This is a genomic window from Bacillus sp. FJAT-25509 (assembly GCF_001420605.1).
Classification (GTDB): Bacteria; Bacillota; Bacilli; order Bacillales; family Bacillaceae_G; genus Gottfriedia.
Genome location: NZ_LJIZ01000026.1, coordinates 273,937 through 291,659, shown reverse-complemented (window position 1 = coordinate 291,659; position 17,723 = coordinate 273,937). Strand labels below are relative to the sequence as shown.

The following is a 17,723-nucleotide window of genomic DNA, read 5'->3' as shown; positions in this document are numbered from 1 at the left end:
TCCCTAAATCAGGAGCAAGGAAAAGTAGAAGTAAAGAAACACGAAAAGACCATAAAAAATATAATGTAATTTCCTAACTATTTTTCTGCTTTTAACCATATAAATATTTGTAGTTTGTAGTTAATTGCCCTTACAATTTACCTCAATTTGAATTAACTAAAATAGGACTACTATTCAAAATTTGAATCCGGTCAAAAGCCGTAATCGTGTATACAATTAGTTTTCATATAAGTAAAAAGGTTATTTGTATACCCTAAAACCAAGGAGGGGAAAATTTGAAAGTCTTAATCATCTGGCGTCTCTTAACAGTTGGTGGAGTAAATGCTGGCTGGAGGAATCGTTCAATTTATTTTAAAAAGTTTGGAATTGATACTGAGTTTCTATACACAACAGATCATGGTGGATTACACATAATGGAAGATATTGCACCTGTCTATTTAACGAAGGACGAAAACGAAATTATTGATATCATTAAAAACAATGCATATGACGCAATCATTGTAGTAGATACGGGATCAGCGTATAAGTGGTTACAAAAAGCTCAATATAAAGGTCCAGTTATTGTAGAAGCACGTACGCCCGAGCTTATTAAACTACAACCTCATTTAAAGAAATTTAGATCCATTGAACCTGTTTCTATTATTGTTCCATCAAATTTTCAAAAAAGATTAGTTTCCATCTTAACAGATAATATCCCCATTAAAGTAATCTACAATGGTGTTGACACATCATTTTTCCATCCATTAGCGGGGGATGAAATCGCATACGAAAATAATCCAATCCTTCCAAACAATAAAAAAATTGTGTGCTGTATCGGTCGAGTGGATAAACGAAAAAACTGGCCAATGTTAATCGAAGTTGCAAAATTGATAAAAAGTGAACGGTCGGATATTGAAATTTGGTTAATTGGAGGAGCTCAAAGTGTTCAGCGAGAGGACTTTGCATTAACTTGGAAGGAAGAAGGTCTAACCGATATGATTAAATGGTTTCCGGTTATTCCTTATCAACAAATGCCCCATGTATATGCTAAAGTACTTCAATCAGGTGGTTGTACAATCGCAACTACAAAAGTAGAATCATTTGGTAATACCTTTATTGAGTCTATGGCATGTGGCGTTCCAGTTGTTGCTTCTAATATAGTGCCTATTTCAGAAATCGTTCTTCAAGGTGAAACAGGTATGCTTTTTAGAGGACATGATGTTCAAGATGCTGTTAAAAAAATATATTCAATCGTTGATAATAAGAAATTTCATGAAAAGCTATCACAGAATGCTATCAAACATGTTGAAGAAAATTTTGCGATCCATAAAGTGGCAGATATTTATCGCGAATATCTACTTAAATTTGGTCAAGGCAAAAATAGTGATGTGATTCAAAATGATTGAACCAGTTTCCTATATTAAAAAACTAGAAGGAAAATCAAATGCTCATTTAATTACATTTAGTGATGGTAGAGATTATGTTGTGAAATATTTTAGATCCGGATTTGAGAAAACATTACCGAACGAATGGGTTGCCTATTGCATTGCTAGATTTTTAGATTTACCGGTTCCTTTTGCTCAAATCGTTTCTATTCCTGAAGAATTTTCAAAAACAATACCGGATATAGAACCAGAAGATGTTCAGAATTCAAAGTTTCAGTTTATTTCTTTATATGTACCTGAAACGTTAAATGGTCATCAAGTCGGATCGGTTCCTAATATTTTGAATAACAATCAGCTTGCTGGCATCATTTTATTCGATTATTGGCTGTGTAATGGAGATCGGACTCGAAAAAACATTTTACTTCGCGAAGAAAGTTTAGACCAATTTAAACTTTGGATCATTGACCATGCTGAAGCATTTGGTTCTTACAGCTGGTTAATTTCAGAGTTAGAAACATTGCCTCAAAATATTATGAAAAGTTCAACTCATCAATTCATGTCCAAATATATAAATAGTGAAGAAGAATTTAATGAACAACTGCAGATCATCCAAAGATTCCCAGTTCTGCTTTTAGAAGAAATTGTAGAAGTCATACCTGATGATTGGTTAATATCAAAGGAAGACAAAAAGGCAATTGTCGGCAGATTAGTAAATCGTAGAAAAAAAATTCTCCCTTATCTTAAACATAAATTCGTCAAAACGATCTACCGTCCATTACATGAAGAAAATGAGTAGAATAATAAAAACGACTTCAAATTAGTTTGAAAGTCGTTTTTTTATTTTTATTATGCTATCGAATGATGGACGGTTTACCAACTGGGTAATATTCTATTTTCTCACAATCTCTTATTCTGTCTTCCAATAGACAGTTTCTTCCGTCAAAAATAATTGGATTCTTCATTTTAGTTAAAATGCTAGGCAAGTCAAGTTCTCTAAATTCTCTCCACTCAGTAACAATAAAAATTGCATCTGTATCCGTTACACATTCATTTATTGAACTAGCGAACGTTAAATTGCTACCTAGTATTTTTTTTGCGTTTTCAATTGCAACAGGGTCATATGCAATGACCTCTGCCCCTAATTCTGTTAGAGAATTTATGATATTAATAGAAGGTGCTTCTCTCATATCGTCTGTATCTGGTTTAAAAGATAATCCTAGACATGCAATCTTTTTCCCTTTTAATATACCAAATCGTTCAATAGCTTTTTTTACGAGCAATTCACGTTGAAAATTATTAATCGAAATAGTTTCCTTTAAAAAACCAAATTCAATCCCATTTAACTCAGCTGTATGCAATAATGCTTTAACATCCTTCGGGAAACAAGAGCCACCATAACCTATTCCAGCATATAAAAACGCTTCACCGATTCGTTTATCTTTGCCCATTCCTTTTGCTACATCTTCTACATTTGCACCGAGTGCTTCGCAAAGATTTGCAATTTCGTTTATATAACTGATTTTGCTAGCTAAAAATGCATTGGATGCGTATTTAATCATTTCTGCACTTCGAATACTAGTAATCAAGATTGGTACATTTAATGGTTTATACAGTTCTTCAACAATTCTAGCAGACTCTTGATAATCGCTACCGATAATGATTCGATCTGCTTCCATCGTATCTTTAATTGCGGAGCCTTGTCTTAGAAACTCTGGATTGGAAACAACGTCAATTACAATATCTTTACTGCAATTTTGTTGAATAATTTCCTTTACTACTTCATTCGTTCCAACTGGAACAGTACTTTTTATCGCAATAATTACGTCTTGTTTAATATTTTTCGCGATATCAATCGCTGCTCCCTCAAGATAGGATAAATTTGCCGCCCCATCTTCTCTTTGAGGGGTACCTACTGCAATGATAATAACCTTAGCATCTTCTAACCCTCTATCATAAGAGGTTGTGAAAGATAATTTTCCTAACTTAATATTATTAGTGATTAACTCTTCAATTCCTGGTTCATAAATAGGAGAAATACCTGCACACAAATTTTTTATTTTAAGTTCATTTATATCAATACAAGTTACTGAGTGACCAATCTCTGCTAAACAGACTCCTGTTGTTAAACCTACATAGCCCGTACCTAATATCGAAATTTTCAAGTCAATCCACTTCCTGATTCTTCATATTTAGAGCATGTTCAGATATGACCTCATTTAAAAATTCAATTACCTCATCTTTTATATCTTCTCTATTAATCGCAAAATCAATTGTAGCCATTATAAATCCGATTTTATTTCCGATATCATATCGTTTACCTTCGAAATTATATGCTAAGACAAATTGATTTTTATTTAATTCATTAATCGCATCTGTTAATTGTAATTCACAGCCTTGTCCCACAGAAATTGTTTCTAAAACATCAAAAATCTCTGGAGTAAGAATGTATCTTCCCATAATTGCATAATTTGATGGGGCATCTTTCAATTTTGGTTTTTCCACTAGACACTCAACTTGGAATAGATTTGTATTTGTATCGTAAGTACTGTCCTTTTGTTTAATAACGCCATATTTACTTACTTCTTCATCAGGAACATTCTGAACAGCAATAACCGGGGCATTATATTTCTCGTAAACATTAATAATTTGCTGTAAGCAAGGTGTTGTAGACATTACTATGTCATCTCCTAACAAAACAGCAAATGGTTCATCTCCTATAAAACTCTTAGCACATAATATTGCATCGCCTAATCCTTTCGGTTCCTTTTGACGCACATAGAAGATTTTCACCATATTAGATATTTTCTGCATTTCTTCCAAAACAGTTAGCTTGTTTTTTCGAGATAATGATTCTTCTAATTCATATGATTTATCAAAATGATCCTCAATTGCTCGTTTGCCTCTACCACTAATAATAATAATTTCTTCAATTCCTGAAGCTACGGCTTCTTCAACGATATATTGAATAGTTGGTTTATCAACTATAGGTAACATTTCTTTTGGCAACGCTTTTGTTGCCGGCAAAAACCGAGTCCCGAGACCAGCAGCGGGAATTATAGCCTTGCGGATTTTCATTTAACTTGCCTCCAAACATTTGTTCATTATACTTTATATGTAAATACCGGAGGACTTGTCACCATATATACCTATTATGTTTAGAAAGTTTCTGACTTAAAAACTAGCTTTTTTAGCCTACAGATTTATTTATTTTAGAACACTAATAAACCATTCTATTAAAAAGAAATATTTGTAGGTATTCATGCACCAAAATAATCTATATGAAAGACTTTCCGTGTTATTTGAACTAGTTTTGTATGATTGAATCCATGATGTATATTTAGCTGTAATATGGCCAATTTTGTCGTTTATGGAATTGACACACTTAAGACATTCATTACGTCGTTTTGGCGTTAATTTAGCCAATTTAACCTTCATTAAGCTGTGTTATTACAAAGTGTTAGTAGTATAAACCGCTCTCGTCTGAAACCCCTCATAAAAAATTATTTCCAAACTAAAAAAGGCTATCTCAAAAGTATTTAAACTGATGAGACTGCCTCTTTTTATTTAGACATATTCCTCAAAAATATGATTTTTTATCGATATCTGTTTCTATGCACTTCAGTTACGCTAGGAATTTTCTTTAATCTAAATGGTTCTGATTTAACATGATTAGATAGATTGTTAGCCCTATTTTCTACTCTACTTACTTCATTTGCATATGGTCTTTCGTTTAGGTTTGAATATGAGCTTGCATTATTTACGACCTGATCAGTTACTCTTCTAATTCGTCTTAATACTCTTGGATTCGTATTAACTGAAAATTCTTCCGTTACTTTTGTGACTACATTTTCTTTAGGAACTGATTTTGCTTTCTCTACTAAGATTTCTAGCATTTCTCCAATAGAATTGATTTCGGACTGAGTTACTGGTTTTGGTACTTCTACTATTGATTCAGTAGTTGGTTTTATTTCTACAGTTGGTTCGATTACTTCAATGATTTCTGTCGTCGGTTGTTCGTTTACTTCAATAATTTCTGTCGTCGATTGTTCGTTTACTTCAGATACACTATTATTAGCTACATTCAACTGTGAATTTTGTACTGCAGTTTTAAATAATTTTTGAGGCTCATATTGTTCTAATAGTTCTGGTGAAATAGATGAAGCATATTCAGTTTGGCTCCATGTAGATAGAATTTCATTTGCTACACGACTCCATAAATACTTAGTAACTGCAAGTTCTCTACCTTTTATTCCCATATTCTTCATAAGCGTTTTGTTTGATAATATTTCTGTGATTTTGGTAGCGAATTCATCTGGATCCACTGGATTTTCTACGATTAATCCATTCTCACCTGGTATAATGACTTCAGGATTACCACCTCGAGCAGTTGTTACAATTGGAAGTCCAGCTGCCATCGCTTCATAGTGAACCCTTGCAAGAGGCTCTTGCCATAATGAAGTACATACAAATAAATCTGCTACTGCAAACCAGTTGTGAATTTCAAAAGGTGATACAAACCCTGTTGTAATAATCGGCACATCTTGCTTTTTGGCGATTGCACGAATATATGCTACATAGTCTGTAACATTATTTTGACTAAACCAATTGCTTCCTACGATGACTAAAGCTAAATCCTTGAAGGTTTTTGAAAGTGTTGGCAATGCTCTTATTAGACGGTCTACACCTTTGTTTTCTGAAAGTCTTCCTGCAAATAAAATAACCGTTTTATTTTCTAAACCAAATTCTTTTCTAAGTGTGTCTCTTGTACTAATCATTTTAGGATCATTACCAGGTAAGAAACGGTCAGAATCAACACCTGAGTAGATCGTTCTGATTTTATTTGCACTTTGAGGATAAAGTTCACGAATTACATTTCCTACATAATCACTTACTGTAACGATACTTGAAACTTCTTCTAATACTAAATTCGCTTCATCAACAGCTATTTTTCCAATATTAAACATATCATTATGCATACTTAAAGTGATTTTTGAATTTGGTGCTACTTTTCTAATCGGAAGGACAAGTCGTGGTCTGTTAAAAATGTGGATTAAATCAAATTGATTTCCTTTAATATATTCAACTACACCTTCACGATACAGTTCTAATACTTTCCCAGGCACACGTACATAATGTACACCGTCGATTGTTTCTTCATCTGGTAATGATGGGTCATTAACACCTAATACTGTTATATCGTGTACTTTACTTAAATAAGGTAAACTTCCTGCAATATAAGTCTGAATCGCACCACCTAAAACTGGAGGTACTGGTAGGTTTTCTGTACATACCATTAATATTTTCATTCTTTTCCACTCCAGTCGTTGCGAACCTCATTCAATGTTGCCCACTTTGACTGCTCTAAGTCAACGATTGATTGAATTAATTGTTTAGTCGGTTCACCTAAAAATAATTCTGGTTCATAAAGTACTTCTTTAATGTTTTTATAAAATTCATTTGGCATTGTAAAATCAATCATTAATACTTCATATAATTCTTTAGAAATTGGATTTGCTTCGTGATATGCGTTAATCATTTCCCTTACCCATGTAGCATCCCAAGCGAATAAATCGGACATTGTACCAGATATCAGTTTTCTAAGATCACGAATTGGCAAATCATATGCAACTCCGTCTAAATCAATAACCCACATTCCATTTGGTCCCATTTGACCATTTGACCAGCCGTAATCTTGGTGAACTAGGCCCCAACTTGCATTTCCTTCATTCACCATATTAAAGTAACCCGAATTGTTTAGGTCTTCCATACTCTTTCTTGCTTGTTCTTGAAATACATCTACTACATTTAATAAATCCTGACTAGCTGGCATTTCATCATAAGCCAATGCAATTGTTCTAAACCAATTCATTTTGTTATATACTTTTTCATAACTTTTTGGCCATTTGTGCAATCTTGATGCAATTTCTGCTTGAATCGGTGGTTCATAGCCTTTACTTAAACGATGAAACTCACCAAGCGCATAACATAACTGCTTAGCACCTTCTAAGTCTTTAGAAACTGGTGCTAACTCTTCAATCCATTCTGCAACGAACCATAGCTTTCCACCAGCTTCTACATATTCTTCGCCATCTCTAGTTCGAACAATGCTTGGAACCCTAGCCTGTTGAACCTCAACTAAATACTTCTGAGCCCCTAAACTAAACATACTTCTAGTTGGTCTTCTGTGTAAAAGCTTAAAACTTTTTGGACCATCGTTTGTTTCAATTTTCCAAATCGCTCCGCCTTTGTCAGCTTTCGTCGTAATTACTTGCATGCTATTTACTTGAAGGTCATAGAATTTAAGTACTTCAAGACCAATTTTTTCAATATATTCGGGCACATAGAATTCATCATGAATAAGCTCATCGACAATCCATGGCTCAATTATTATATTATTCAATTTCTCCCTCCTACTTTTTAGAGCCCATAAAAAAATTCACATTTCTTTTTCATGAAATGTAATAAATCATTGCTTATCTACTCTTATTGCTCTAAGTGTATTAAGACCTAATGTAATAATATGATTTTGTCCAAGTATTGTGAGGGTATATGTGTATTCTATTAAAAAAGTATTTTCCCTAAACTAGTTATATACATATTTATAAATGTATTCGAACTTTGTCGTTTTCTCCAACATATGATATTCCAACTCTTGTTAGATAAGGAGGTTTTTAACATTAAAAAAGCTAATACTATGCGCATCTTTATTACCGGATGTGCCGGATTTATTGGATTTCATCTAAGCAAGCGCCTATTAGATCAAGGTTTTCAGATTATTGGAATTGATAATATTAATGATTACTATGACAGACGTCTAAAATATGATAGATTGGAACTTTTAAAGAAATACGAGCATTTTAGTTTCATAAATGGCTCAATTCATGAAATGGAACTATTAGAAGAGCTATTCGCACAATATAATTTCGATCTAGTCATTAATCTAGCAGCACAGGCTGGAGTGAGATATAGTTTAGAAAATCCAGGGTCATATATCCAATCAAACCTTGTAGGTTTTGCCAATATATTAGAGTGTTGTAAAAATCATCAAATTAAACACCTCATATACGCCTCTTCTAGTTCTGTTTATGGAAATAATAAAAAAACTCCCTCTTCAATTAATGATCGAGTTGACCAACCAATTAGTTTATATGCAGCCACAAAAAAATCAAATGAATTAATGGCATATTCATATAGTCATACGTTTAATCTACCTACTACTGGATTGCGTTTTTTTACGGTCTATGGACCATGGGGTAGACCAGATATGGCATTATATAAATTTGCTAATTCAATTACTAACGGACAACCAATAGATGTTTATAATTATGGAAATATGAAACGAGATTTTACTTATATTGATGATGTAGTTGAATCAATTGTAAGAATCATTAAAAATGGACCACCAAATGAATCTTCCTCGTTTTATAAACTTTATAATATTGGTAACAATAGCCCAGTGAAATTAAACTATTTTATTGAAGTTATAGAAAAGGAACTTGGCATAAAGGCAAATATCCGATTATTGCCGATGGTTACAGGAGAAGTACTTGAAACATATGCCGATATTGATCAACTCGTAAATGACATTCAGTATAGTCCAACTACTTCGATTGAGGACGGTATTGCTAAATTCGTTAAATGGTTTAAGGAGTATAAAAAGATCGACTAATAACTTATGTAAATAAAGTTACAAATGAAAATAACCACATGGATTAATATTCCTTGTGGTTTATTTGTCTAATCTAAAAATAATTTTCAGCTATTGCTGTTTAATGACAAAAAGAAGCCCAGTTTAAGGGCTCACTGCATATAAATTATTCGACTGGTTCCGATCCTCACTTAACATTTGAATATAATCTTCATTTAATTGATCTGTTAAATGTTCTCTATAGTGCCAAATTGATAATAAGCATTGTTTAAATTTTTCAATTATACCTACATTTTTAACTTTTCTAGCTACCTTTATTAAATCATTTAGACCTTCAATATATTGCTTATTTTCACATTTTAAAAGTGATTGTGCGTAACAGAAATCCAAATACAATTGTTGTTTATACAAGTTTGTACTATATGCCATTTCATTAATTACTTTTTCATTTTGATTGATTAAAACTAAAGCATCTTCTAATCTACCTAATTTTACATAGGATTCTATAATTCTCGGAATACCTACATATAAATCATCTCGATCTTTTATCCAATCATAGTATTCATCAACATAATGTAACTCACCAAAATCAAGGAATGTAACATAACGATTACCGATCGCAGCCTCTTCAAAAAAATCATTAATCTTTTTATATTTCTTTATTATTTCAAGCACTTCATCTATTGAACTACTTAACCTATTTAAAGCGAAGCCTTGGTATACTAATGCATATCCAAAATGTTTTTGATTCTTTGCCATTTTTTCTAATCGTTTTGAATAATGGAGGACCTTGTCCCATTGTTTTAACATATAGTAAGTAGCCGTAATCCACAAAATTGTTAATTCCTGAAAATCATCTGGCATATAGCTCACATACTCAAGTACATGGACAAGAGTAGCTGGTCCTTCCTCTGTTAGTCTATTTAAATAGTACTTTCTAAAATAACTAATAGCGACTTCTTCTGCTGTTTGATCTGGCATGTCATGAATAATGATTTCATACAAAGGTAATGCCTCTTTCTCCTTCCCTTCAGAAAATAACTTTTCAGCAATCTCAAATAAATTTTGTAAATTTTTCGTCCGTATTGTCTTAGATTTTTCCTCTAACATTTCAGAAATGATAAAGTTTAACTCTTTTTTAAATCCCTTTATAGCACATTTATAAATAAACGCTACACTTCTTCGTTTATCTAAATATCGATTCTGATTAAAGCATAATTGTGTATAGCTCGAGTAAAAATGTCCTTCTGCCAAACCGAACGCTTCTGTAATTGCATCTAAATAATGCAAAGATAATGGTTTTTTATTATTAAATACTCTACTAATATCACTAATATGGATTCCAGAATATTTAGCCAAATCAGCTTTATTCCAATTTTTGTCATTCATTAATGTAAGAAAATCATATAGAAGTATCTGATTCATCGGCTTTCCTCTCATACTTGGTAATAATTTATTTCAATTTTTCGTTTCCAACCTTTTGTCTAGATAAAAAAATGGACAACTAGGTATTATCACACATATTCTAATAGGTTTATTATACTATTTTGCAGTTTTTTTAAAATAGGAAATATTCAATTATTTAATTAAAATTAATTAATTATTTAAAAGCTGTTTTATCCCCTTCTGCATGCTTTTCCTATAATGGGAAATAATACCTTTATCATTTATTAAAATTTTACCTGAGGATGATTAAATGTTGAAAAAGATTATTTCATTAATACCTGAGTATCCCATTTTCATTCAAGCTTTTGTTACCTTTATCGTTCCTGTAGGTTTATCAAAATTTTTCAAATGGGTTCATTATATGGAGAAAGAGTGATTTAAATGAAGCGGTGGAGATCCAAAATTAATCAGGAAAATGAGGACTCTCTAAATAATGAAGCTCAAAATAATGATGAGAATTTGTCCGATGAACTCCAAGTAAACCTGTCTCGGATTTTTAATGATATTGGACAAAATTCTGATGTTAAATTTAGAGAATTTCTATTAGGTGAAACAGATATTCAACTAGCAATCATTTTTATTGATGGCTTATCTAATGCAGACTTAATTCAAGTACATATTCTGGGCGAATTAATGACGGGACTCACTGACATCGCCATCAATCTAAGAAATAATGGACAATCTCTAAATCTAAAAGACATGAAAAGATTTATTAAAGAGCAATCACTCACTGTTTGTACAATTGAAGAGGTCAGTACTTATAAAAAATTAAAATCAGATGTTCTATTTGGTTCAATTGCTTTGTTAATAGATGGTATTTCTGAATGTTTTTTGATAGGAGAAGCATTAACGAAAACTAGAGAAGTAAAAGAACCTGATTCTGAGGCACTTGTTCGTGGTCCAAGACTTGGCTTTGTTGAAAATTTAGCTGATAATACAGCCATGTTAAGACGCTCTGGAAAAAATCCAGATTTAACAATGTTAGGCTATGAAGTCGGAGAAGTTTCAAAGAAACAATTAGTGATAGCATACATCTCAACGATTGCGGATTCAAAAATTATTGAAGAAGTAAAAAAGAGAATTAAACGAATTGAAATTGATAGCGTTCCCGATTCTGGTTATATCGAACAATTAATAGAAGATGATTATTTAAGCCCTTTTCCTCAGATTCAAAGTACCGAACGACCTGATCGAGTTATGAGTGCATTAATGGAAGGGCGGGTTGCCATTATATTAGATGGTTCACCATTTGTGCTAATTGCTCCTGTAACTTTTCAGATGTTAATACAATCTCCTGAGGACTATTATGAAAGATGGTTTGCAGCAACTTTAGTTCGATTATTACGATATTTAGCTTGTTTTATTGCATTGTTTGCTCCATCTTTATACATTGCATTTATTTCGTTTCATCAAGGCTTAATTCCGACAAAATTAGTATTTCATATAGCAGCCACTAGAGGTGGAGTGCCATTTCCTCCGTTAATTGAAGCACTAATAATGGAAATCTCGATCGAAGTATTAAGGGAAGCCGGACTTCGTTTACCAAAACCGATTGGGCAATCTTTAGGAATTGTAGGAGGATTAATTATTGGTCAAGCCGCAGTTGAAGCAGGTATTGTCAGTACAATTATGGTTATTGTCGTTGCAGTAACGGCAATCTCCTCATTTACATTACCACAATATAATGTAGGAATTGCCCTTCGTTTGCTACGTTTTTTATCCATGCTTTTTGCGAGTGTATTTGGTTTATATGGAGTCATTTTATTTTTTCTATTAATATGTAGTCATTTAGTTCAACTCAAAAGCTTTGGTGTTCCTTACCTAAGTCCTGCTGCTCCAGTTCGATTTAGTGATTGGAAGGATTTCGTCGTAAGAGCTCCTTTATTTATGATGAAAAAACGACCTAAAAGTATTCAAGCTAAACGAACTAGAAGGATGAAATAGCATGAGAAAAGAGGAGTACTAGATTATGGTTTCAAAGCCGATTGATCAAATATCAACGAATCAAACTGTGATGCTTATCGTAAATTTTATTTTTGGTGCAGGAATTTTACTATTACCAAGAACGATTACCGAAAAAGTAAAAACGCCAGATGGTTGGATTTCCGTAATAATTTCAGGATTATTAATTATGATCTTAGTCTTCTTTCTAGTTATGCTATGTAAACAATATCCTAACGAAACCTATTTTCAATTTACTCAAAAAATAATTGGTAAATGGTTGGCAATTCCACTAGGTATTATCATAGTCTTTTACTATATTTTCCTTTCAGCTTTTGAGGTTCGGGTAATGGCAGAAACTACTAGATTATTCTTACTACAAGGTACTCCTACTTGGGCCATTTTAATTCCATTCATGTGGATTGGTTTATATTTAGTTCTAGGTGGCATCAATCCAATCGCTAGAATATTGGAAATTATTTTTCCAATCACTGTATTATTCTTTTTATTAGTTATTTTTTTAGGAATAGAAATTATTGAAATAGACAACCTACGTCCTGTCCTAGGAAATGGTTTCAAACCCGTCCTTAATGGTATTAAAACAACTTCCCTTTCATTTTCAGGATATGAAGTGGTTTTGTTTATTTTTATGTTTATGAAGGATAAAAAGAAGATTACAAAATCAATTGTACTTGGGATAGGTATACCATTTGTTTTTTATTCGGTTACCGTTGTTGCTGTAGTTGGTGCTTTCTCGGTAGATGGTGTTTTATTACAAACTTGGCCTGTACTAACTTATATTCGAAGCTATGATATACAAGGTCTAATTGTAGAAAGATTTGACTCATTACTACTAGTTATTTGGGTTATGCAAATTTTTGCTACATTTATCATTGCATATTATATTTGTGCCCTAGGAGTATCTCAAATTTTTAATAAAAAAAGTATGAAGCCGTTTCTCTTTGGTTCATTACCATTTATTTACATTATTGCAATGATTCCAAAAGATATAAATGAAACTTTTAAAATGGCCGATACACTCGGAAATACTTCATTTTATGTATTTGGCATTGTCCCTCTTCTGCTGCTTGTGATTTCATTTGTGAGGAAAAAATTAAATGAGAAAATGTAGATTTAAACGAATCTTAATAAGTACATTTTTTTATCTAAGTCTCTTAACTTTATTATCAGGATGCTGGAGTAGTAAACCAATAGAGGATTTAAATATTATAGTAGGTTCTTCTATAGATATGGATGGTGAAGGGAAAATTAAATCGACACTACAATATGTAGTTCCTGAGGCAATGACTACAAAATCAGGTGGTGCTATTCCCACAAAACCTTATATAAATGTGATCGGCGAAGGCATTTCGTTAGAACCCTCTGGTTGGGAAACAACTTTAAAAAGAGAAGGATTCATTTTTGGCGCACATCAAAAATGCGTTGTAATTAGTGATGAACTTGCTAGAAAAATAAAACTACGTGAGCTTACTGATTTGTATTTCCGAGATATTGATATTCGTGGTAGTACTCTAATTTTTATAGGAAAAGGGAAAGCCAGTCAAGCACTAGAAACAAGTGAACCAAATGTAATACCTGCATTACGAATTGTAGAAATCGCAAATGAATCATTAACTTCAGAAATTGTCAGTAAAACTCCATTAATAAAAATTGGAGGATTAATGAACTCTGGTACAAGTTTTCTACTCCAATTATTAGAAACAACTGATAAAGGTGTTAAGTTTGCTGGTGGTGCAATCTTTAATGGTAAGAAAAACAAAATGATTGGCACTCTTGATAAACAGGAAGTTGAAGGAATTAACTGGATTACTGCACAAGGAAAAGGTGGTGCTGTAAAAGCATTCACAAAAAAATCGGATGGTCCAACTTGGTTTCAAATTGAATCAATGAAAAGCAAGGTTACACCTCATTTAAAAGGTGACAAAATCTCTTTTGACGTAAAAATTGAGTCAGAAGGTAGAATTTCAGAATATTGGAACCCTAAATTAAGACCGTTGTTTGATGAGAAAAACGTAACAAGAGCTGAAAAAGCTACAGAAAAGGAAGTAAGAAGCATTGTAGAAAATGTAACGAAGAAGCTTCAAGAAGAATATAAAACAGATGTTGCAGGATTTGGTAACGAAGTAAGAATTCAATACCCTAAACAATGGAAAAAAATGAGTAAGAATTGGGATGAACGATTTAGTAAAGCTAAAATAAACTACGATGTTCATATTTTGATCAGAGACTATGGAATGATTGGAAAGAAAAAAAATAAATAAAGAAAACTCGTCGATTGGTAAACCTTTAGGCGAAGACAGAGGCGTAGTTGCACTTATACTTAGTTCCTAAAATTGGCAACTACGTCGAGTTTTCTTCTCTGCTGCCAATTTATAATTTCTTAATGTGTAAAAAAAGAAAGCTCGAATCCATAATTCAACTGGATTTGAGCTTATTTAATAAGTTGGTTTTATTGATCATTTAATGTTTCTTTTGTTTGTAAGAAGAATGTAGAAACTATTCTTTCTTTACTTAATTCTAAAGTAATTATTTTTTTCATTTTTGAAACTAGATTAGCATCAACCCATAGTTCCGTATTTTCGTATTGTTCCGAAAATACATCATAAAATAAATGAGGAAATATTAAATCAGCTTTTAGCAACTGGTAATGATTACAAGTTAACGGATTGATTTCCTGATATGCGAGGATCATTTTCTTCATTAACTTTGGATTCCAATTTTTTTCTTTTTTCATTACCTTATTTAAAATTCTTCTCATATCATGAATCTGTAACTCGATTTTTAACGAACTCATATCTAAGAAATATAAATTTCCGTCTTCATCAATTGTAAGGTTTTTTACATCAAAGTTCTGATAACATATTGTTTTATTTATTGCTCCCTTTTCGCAAGTCATACTATATTTATCTATAATAGCTAATGCTTTCTCACATTGTATTAAAATGGTATTTATATTTTTTAAATACAGCTTATCAATCTCATTTGGATGCTTAACCTTAGCTCGTTCTTCTTTCCATTTAGTTAATTTTATAAATTTAGTTTGTAAATCATTTTTCCACTTTGTTTGAAATGATGAGTATTGTTCATTCGTTAATTCAATACCGATTGAAGCTTTATGAAAAGAAGCTATACCGTTCATTATCACTATGAGATCTTCTTCACTCTCAAAATTTGGTCTCCTCCCATTAACAGCTTCAAATAACATAAAATATTCATCTTTCATCTTTACAAAACCGTCACCTAATTTAGTTGTTAATACCTCTGGTGTATATACGCCATTATCTCTTAGATAGTCAATCGCATAGATTAAAAATTCAATATATTTATCATCAATTAAAACTTTCTTCAATAAAACTTCACCGATATTTGTATCAATGGGCCACTCAGCTTTTTTTTCATCCATGTATTCTAAAGATTTATGTTTTACTTCTATAGGGTAATTTGCAATTACTTTTTTTACTAAATCACTAAAAAAAGCGTCCAAAAAAGATACCTCCCAAATAATACTTATCCATTGTTAATCTATGAATATGTACATGTTTAGAGACGGCTAATCTACTAAATAAATTAGGAAGTAAATTATTTTCTACTAATAAAGTCTTACATTCTTTACTAAATCTTTAATTAGTTACTTTCTATTACAGTTTACTTTTAAATTCCTAATAAATTACAACAAAAATTCAATATTTTCTTAAGTGTTTAAATGCTTTTTGAAATAATAATTGATGATTATAATTGATGATTATAATTGATGCTTTTTAAGCACTTATTACACGTGTACAAATAAAAAGTAATATTGTCATGTATACCCAATTATCGTAAAGGGGGATGTACGGGGTTGATTTCCACTTCAGTGCGCTCGCTTTCCATGGGGCATCCTGTAGTGGAAAACAACAAGAGATTACTTTCTTAATTGACAACTTTATTATTCATAATGACACTTAAATTATAAGAGTAAAACCACCTCGAATTTCTAATAATACTCATAAAAAGGAGTGTTATGGTTGAAAGAAATATTGATTTTTGTTTTGTTATCATTTTTTTGTTTCTTGTTATTTTACGGGCTTACATTATTGCAAGGATTTGATTTGCATTATTTAATTTTAGCGATTTCTTATAATAAAGTTGGTTTTATGACTCTTGATAAAATTTTATTTGTTTATTTCATTCTCTATTTTGGTTTAACAATGTTAGTGAAACTAAGAAAGAGATAACTTTTTTTGAATCTTTAAAGTCACGAATAAAATGAATGGCAAAATAATTTGAAATGGCACATGAAGATATTTAGGGACTAAATCAAGTCCTATGTGAACATGCTGTGCATATGAGACAGTAGTGAAAATACTAAAACAGATAATAATAATTCCGATTAAAAAAGTTATTAACCAGTTTTCTTTTAAACGAAATATTTCCATCGTCCCTACAACTGCCCCAAAAAATAAAATTGATATTTTAATAAAGCCTAAAATTACAAATACAATTACCGCTAGTGATTCTAATCTAGTAAAAAAGTCTCCAATGTTAATTAATGATACACTAGAAAGGACTGGGTAAGTTGAAGCTTTAAAAATAATTTCACCTAAATTTGCAATATGTATGATTGTCGATATGATTAGAAAGAGACCCGCATAAATCATTGCTAAATAGCTCATTTTATGTACATTTTTTGGTTGTTCATAATGTTGCAGCAATAATAAAAATACGATTGATTCTCCAAATGGAAAAGTAATAGTAGTTGGAAATACTGATTTTAAAACTGGTTTCCATCCATATTCAAGGAAAGGTTTTAAATGGGAAAAATTTAAAAATCCAGTTAATAATTGTGAGAAAATGAGTATAAAAACCATAATACCACTTAATAGAAAACAAACCCAAACAGTCCTTGCAAAGCTTGTAAAGCCATGCATCACAGTATAAATCAAGAGAAACATCATTAACATCGAAATTGTAAATAATCCTGTATTATCTAATGCAACCGTTAAAATAAGCTCCGCAAAATCTCTCATCACTCTCGATGCAATATATATACAATAAACAATATATAATACCCCAATGAAGTTGCCGATGTATTTTCCCCACGCTGTTTGTAAACACTTAATTAGTGAATTAGAAGGGTTATTTTTATATATCCCTAAATATAAGCTTAATAAGATTAATCCACAAAAAAGACTGATCAAGATTGATAACCAAGCATCTCTTCCAGCATCCTTTGCAGGGTCAACAGCTACAGCACTTCCTATTAAGTAAATTGCTAATAAACTAAATAATTGCTCTGAATTAAATTTCATATTCTGCATTGCATC

The 17,723-nt window shown here is 31.7% G+C and carries 14 protein-coding genes; 7 read left to right on the top strand and 7 right to left on the bottom strand.

The window, feature by feature from the left end; translation table 11 throughout:
- The first annotated feature begins 275 nt into the window (after positions 1 to 275).
- A complete protein-coding gene (locus tag AN960_RS17410) occupies positions 276 to 1,385 on the top strand; it encodes a glycosyltransferase family 4 protein (RefSeq protein WP_056473970.1) in 1,110 nt (369 codons plus the stop codon).
- Positions 1,378 to 2,160 carry a HipA family kinase gene (locus AN960_RS17405; RefSeq protein ID WP_056473968.1) on the top strand — a complete coding sequence of 261 codons (783 nt, stop codon included), beginning with the start codon at positions 1,378 to 1,380 and terminating at the stop codon, positions 2,158 to 2,160. Before AN960_RS17410 ends, AN960_RS17405 begins: the two co-directional genes overlap by 8 nt.
- 55 nt (positions 2,161 to 2,215) lie before the next feature.
- On the opposite strand, the gene AN960_RS17400 is transcribed toward AN960_RS17405, so the two are convergent.
- The 4 genes from AN960_RS17400 to AN960_RS17385 form a co-directional block, all read right to left on the bottom strand.
- Entirely contained in the window at positions 2,216 to 3,526 is a 1,311-nt protein-coding gene (locus AN960_RS17400) for a UDP-glucose dehydrogenase family protein (RefSeq protein ID WP_056473967.1), read from the bottom strand.
- 1 nt (position 3,527) lies between these two features.
- Positions 3,528 to 4,439: a UTP--glucose-1-phosphate uridylyltransferase GalU gene (galU, locus tag AN960_RS17395; RefSeq protein WP_056473964.1), complete on the bottom strand. Its 912-nt coding sequence runs from the start codon at positions 4,437 to 4,439 to the stop codon at positions 3,528 to 3,530.
- 518 nt (positions 4,440 to 4,957) lie between these two features.
- Positions 4,958 to 6,670 (bottom strand): glycosyltransferase family 4 protein, encoded by a 1,713-nt coding sequence (locus AN960_RS17390; RefSeq protein WP_082459559.1) that lies wholly within the window; start codon positions 6,668 to 6,670, stop codon positions 4,958 to 4,960.
- Positions 6,667 to 7,764 (bottom strand): CotS family spore coat protein, encoded by a 1,098-nt coding sequence (locus AN960_RS17385; protein WP_056473962.1) that lies wholly within the window; start codon positions 7,762 to 7,764, stop codon positions 6,667 to 6,669. Before AN960_RS17385 ends, AN960_RS17390 begins: the two co-directional genes overlap by 4 nt.
- 294 nt (positions 7,765 to 8,058) lie before the next feature.
- On the opposite strand from AN960_RS17385, the gene AN960_RS17380 reads away from it, so the two are divergent.
- Positions 8,059 to 9,033, top strand: coding sequence for an NAD-dependent epimerase (locus AN960_RS17380; RefSeq protein ID WP_056473960.1), 975 nt, complete (start codon positions 8,059 to 8,061; stop codon positions 9,031 to 9,033).
- Positions 9,034 to 9,156: 123 nt separating this feature from the next.
- On the opposite strand, the gene AN960_RS17375 is transcribed toward AN960_RS17380, so the two are convergent.
- Positions 9,157 to 10,437, bottom strand: coding sequence for a helix-turn-helix domain-containing protein (locus AN960_RS17375; protein WP_056473958.1), 1,281 nt, complete (start codon positions 10,435 to 10,437; stop codon positions 9,157 to 9,159).
- Between the two features lie 271 nt (positions 10,438 to 10,708).
- On the opposite strand from AN960_RS17375, the gene AN960_RS25150 reads away from it, so the two are divergent.
- From AN960_RS25150 to AN960_RS17360, 4 genes are read left to right on the top strand one after another with little or no spacing between them, the layout of a single operon-like run.
- Positions 10,709 to 10,834 (top strand): hypothetical protein, encoded by a 126-nt coding sequence (locus AN960_RS25150; RefSeq protein WP_286131742.1) that lies wholly within the window; start codon positions 10,709 to 10,711, stop codon positions 10,832 to 10,834.
- Positions 10,835 to 10,839: 5 nt separating this feature from the next.
- A complete protein-coding gene (locus AN960_RS17370) occupies positions 10,840 to 12,402 on the top strand; it encodes a spore germination protein (RefSeq protein WP_056473957.1) in 1,563 nt (520 codons plus the stop codon).
- Between the two features lie 25 nt (positions 12,403 to 12,427).
- Positions 12,428 to 13,531, top strand: a complete 1,104-nt coding sequence (locus tag AN960_RS17365; protein ID WP_056473954.1) for a GerAB/ArcD/ProY family transporter — start codon at positions 12,428 to 12,430, stop codon at positions 13,529 to 13,531.
- The gene (locus AN960_RS17360) at positions 13,518 to 14,681 is read left to right on the top strand and encodes a Ger(x)C family spore germination protein (RefSeq protein WP_056473952.1); all 1,164 of its coding nucleotides are present in this window, start codon (positions 13,518 to 13,520) and stop codon (positions 14,679 to 14,681) included. Before AN960_RS17365 ends, AN960_RS17360 begins: the two co-directional genes overlap by 14 nt.
- A gap of 188 nt (positions 14,682 to 14,869) precedes the next feature.
- Here AN960_RS17360 and AN960_RS17355 read toward each other — a convergent pair whose 3' ends face one another.
- Positions 14,870 to 15,904 carry a CotS family spore coat protein gene (locus AN960_RS17355; RefSeq protein ID WP_056473951.1) on the bottom strand — a complete coding sequence of 345 codons (1,035 nt, stop codon included), beginning with the start codon at positions 15,902 to 15,904 and terminating at the stop codon, positions 14,870 to 14,872.
- Positions 15,905 to 16,619: 715 nt separating this feature from the next.
- The gene (locus AN960_RS17345) at positions 16,620 to 17,717 is read right to left on the bottom strand and encodes a GerAB/ArcD/ProY family transporter (RefSeq protein WP_056473948.1); all 1,098 of its coding nucleotides are present in this window, start codon (positions 17,715 to 17,717) and stop codon (positions 16,620 to 16,622) included.
- Positions 17,718 to 17,723 lie beyond the last annotated feature (6 nt).

Coding starts and splice junctions, on each gene's coding strand:
- AN960_RS17405 (WP_056473968.1), top strand. CDS start 1,378: ATGATTGAACCAGTTTCCTATATTAAAAAACTAGAAGGAAAATCAAAT.
- galU (WP_056473964.1), bottom strand. CDS start 4,439: ATGAAAATCCGCAAGGCTATAATTCCCGCTGCTGGTCTCGGGACTCGG.
- AN960_RS17390 (WP_082459559.1), bottom strand. CDS start 6,670: ATGAAAATATTAATGGTATGTACAGAAAACCTACCAGTACCTCCAGTT.
- AN960_RS17380 (WP_056473960.1), top strand. CDS start 8,059: ATGCGCATCTTTATTACCGGATGTGCCGGATTTATTGGATTTCATCTA.
- AN960_RS17375 (WP_056473958.1), bottom strand. CDS start 10,437: ATGAATCAGATACTTCTATATGATTTTCTTACATTAATGAATGACAAA.
- AN960_RS25150 (WP_286131742.1), top strand. CDS start 10,709: ATGTTGAAAAAGATTATTTCATTAATACCTGAGTATCCCATTTTCATT.
- AN960_RS17370 (WP_056473957.1), top strand. CDS start 10,840: ATGAAGCGGTGGAGATCCAAAATTAATCAGGAAAATGAGGACTCTCTA.
- AN960_RS17365 (WP_056473954.1), top strand. CDS start 12,428: ATGGTTTCAAAGCCGATTGATCAAATATCAACGAATCAAACTGTGATG.
- AN960_RS17360 (WP_056473952.1), top strand. CDS start 13,518: ATGAGAAAATGTAGATTTAAACGAATCTTAATAAGTACATTTTTTTAT.
- AN960_RS17345 (WP_056473948.1), bottom strand. CDS start 17,717: ATGCAGAATATGAAATTTAATTCAGAGCAATTATTTAGTTTATTAGCA.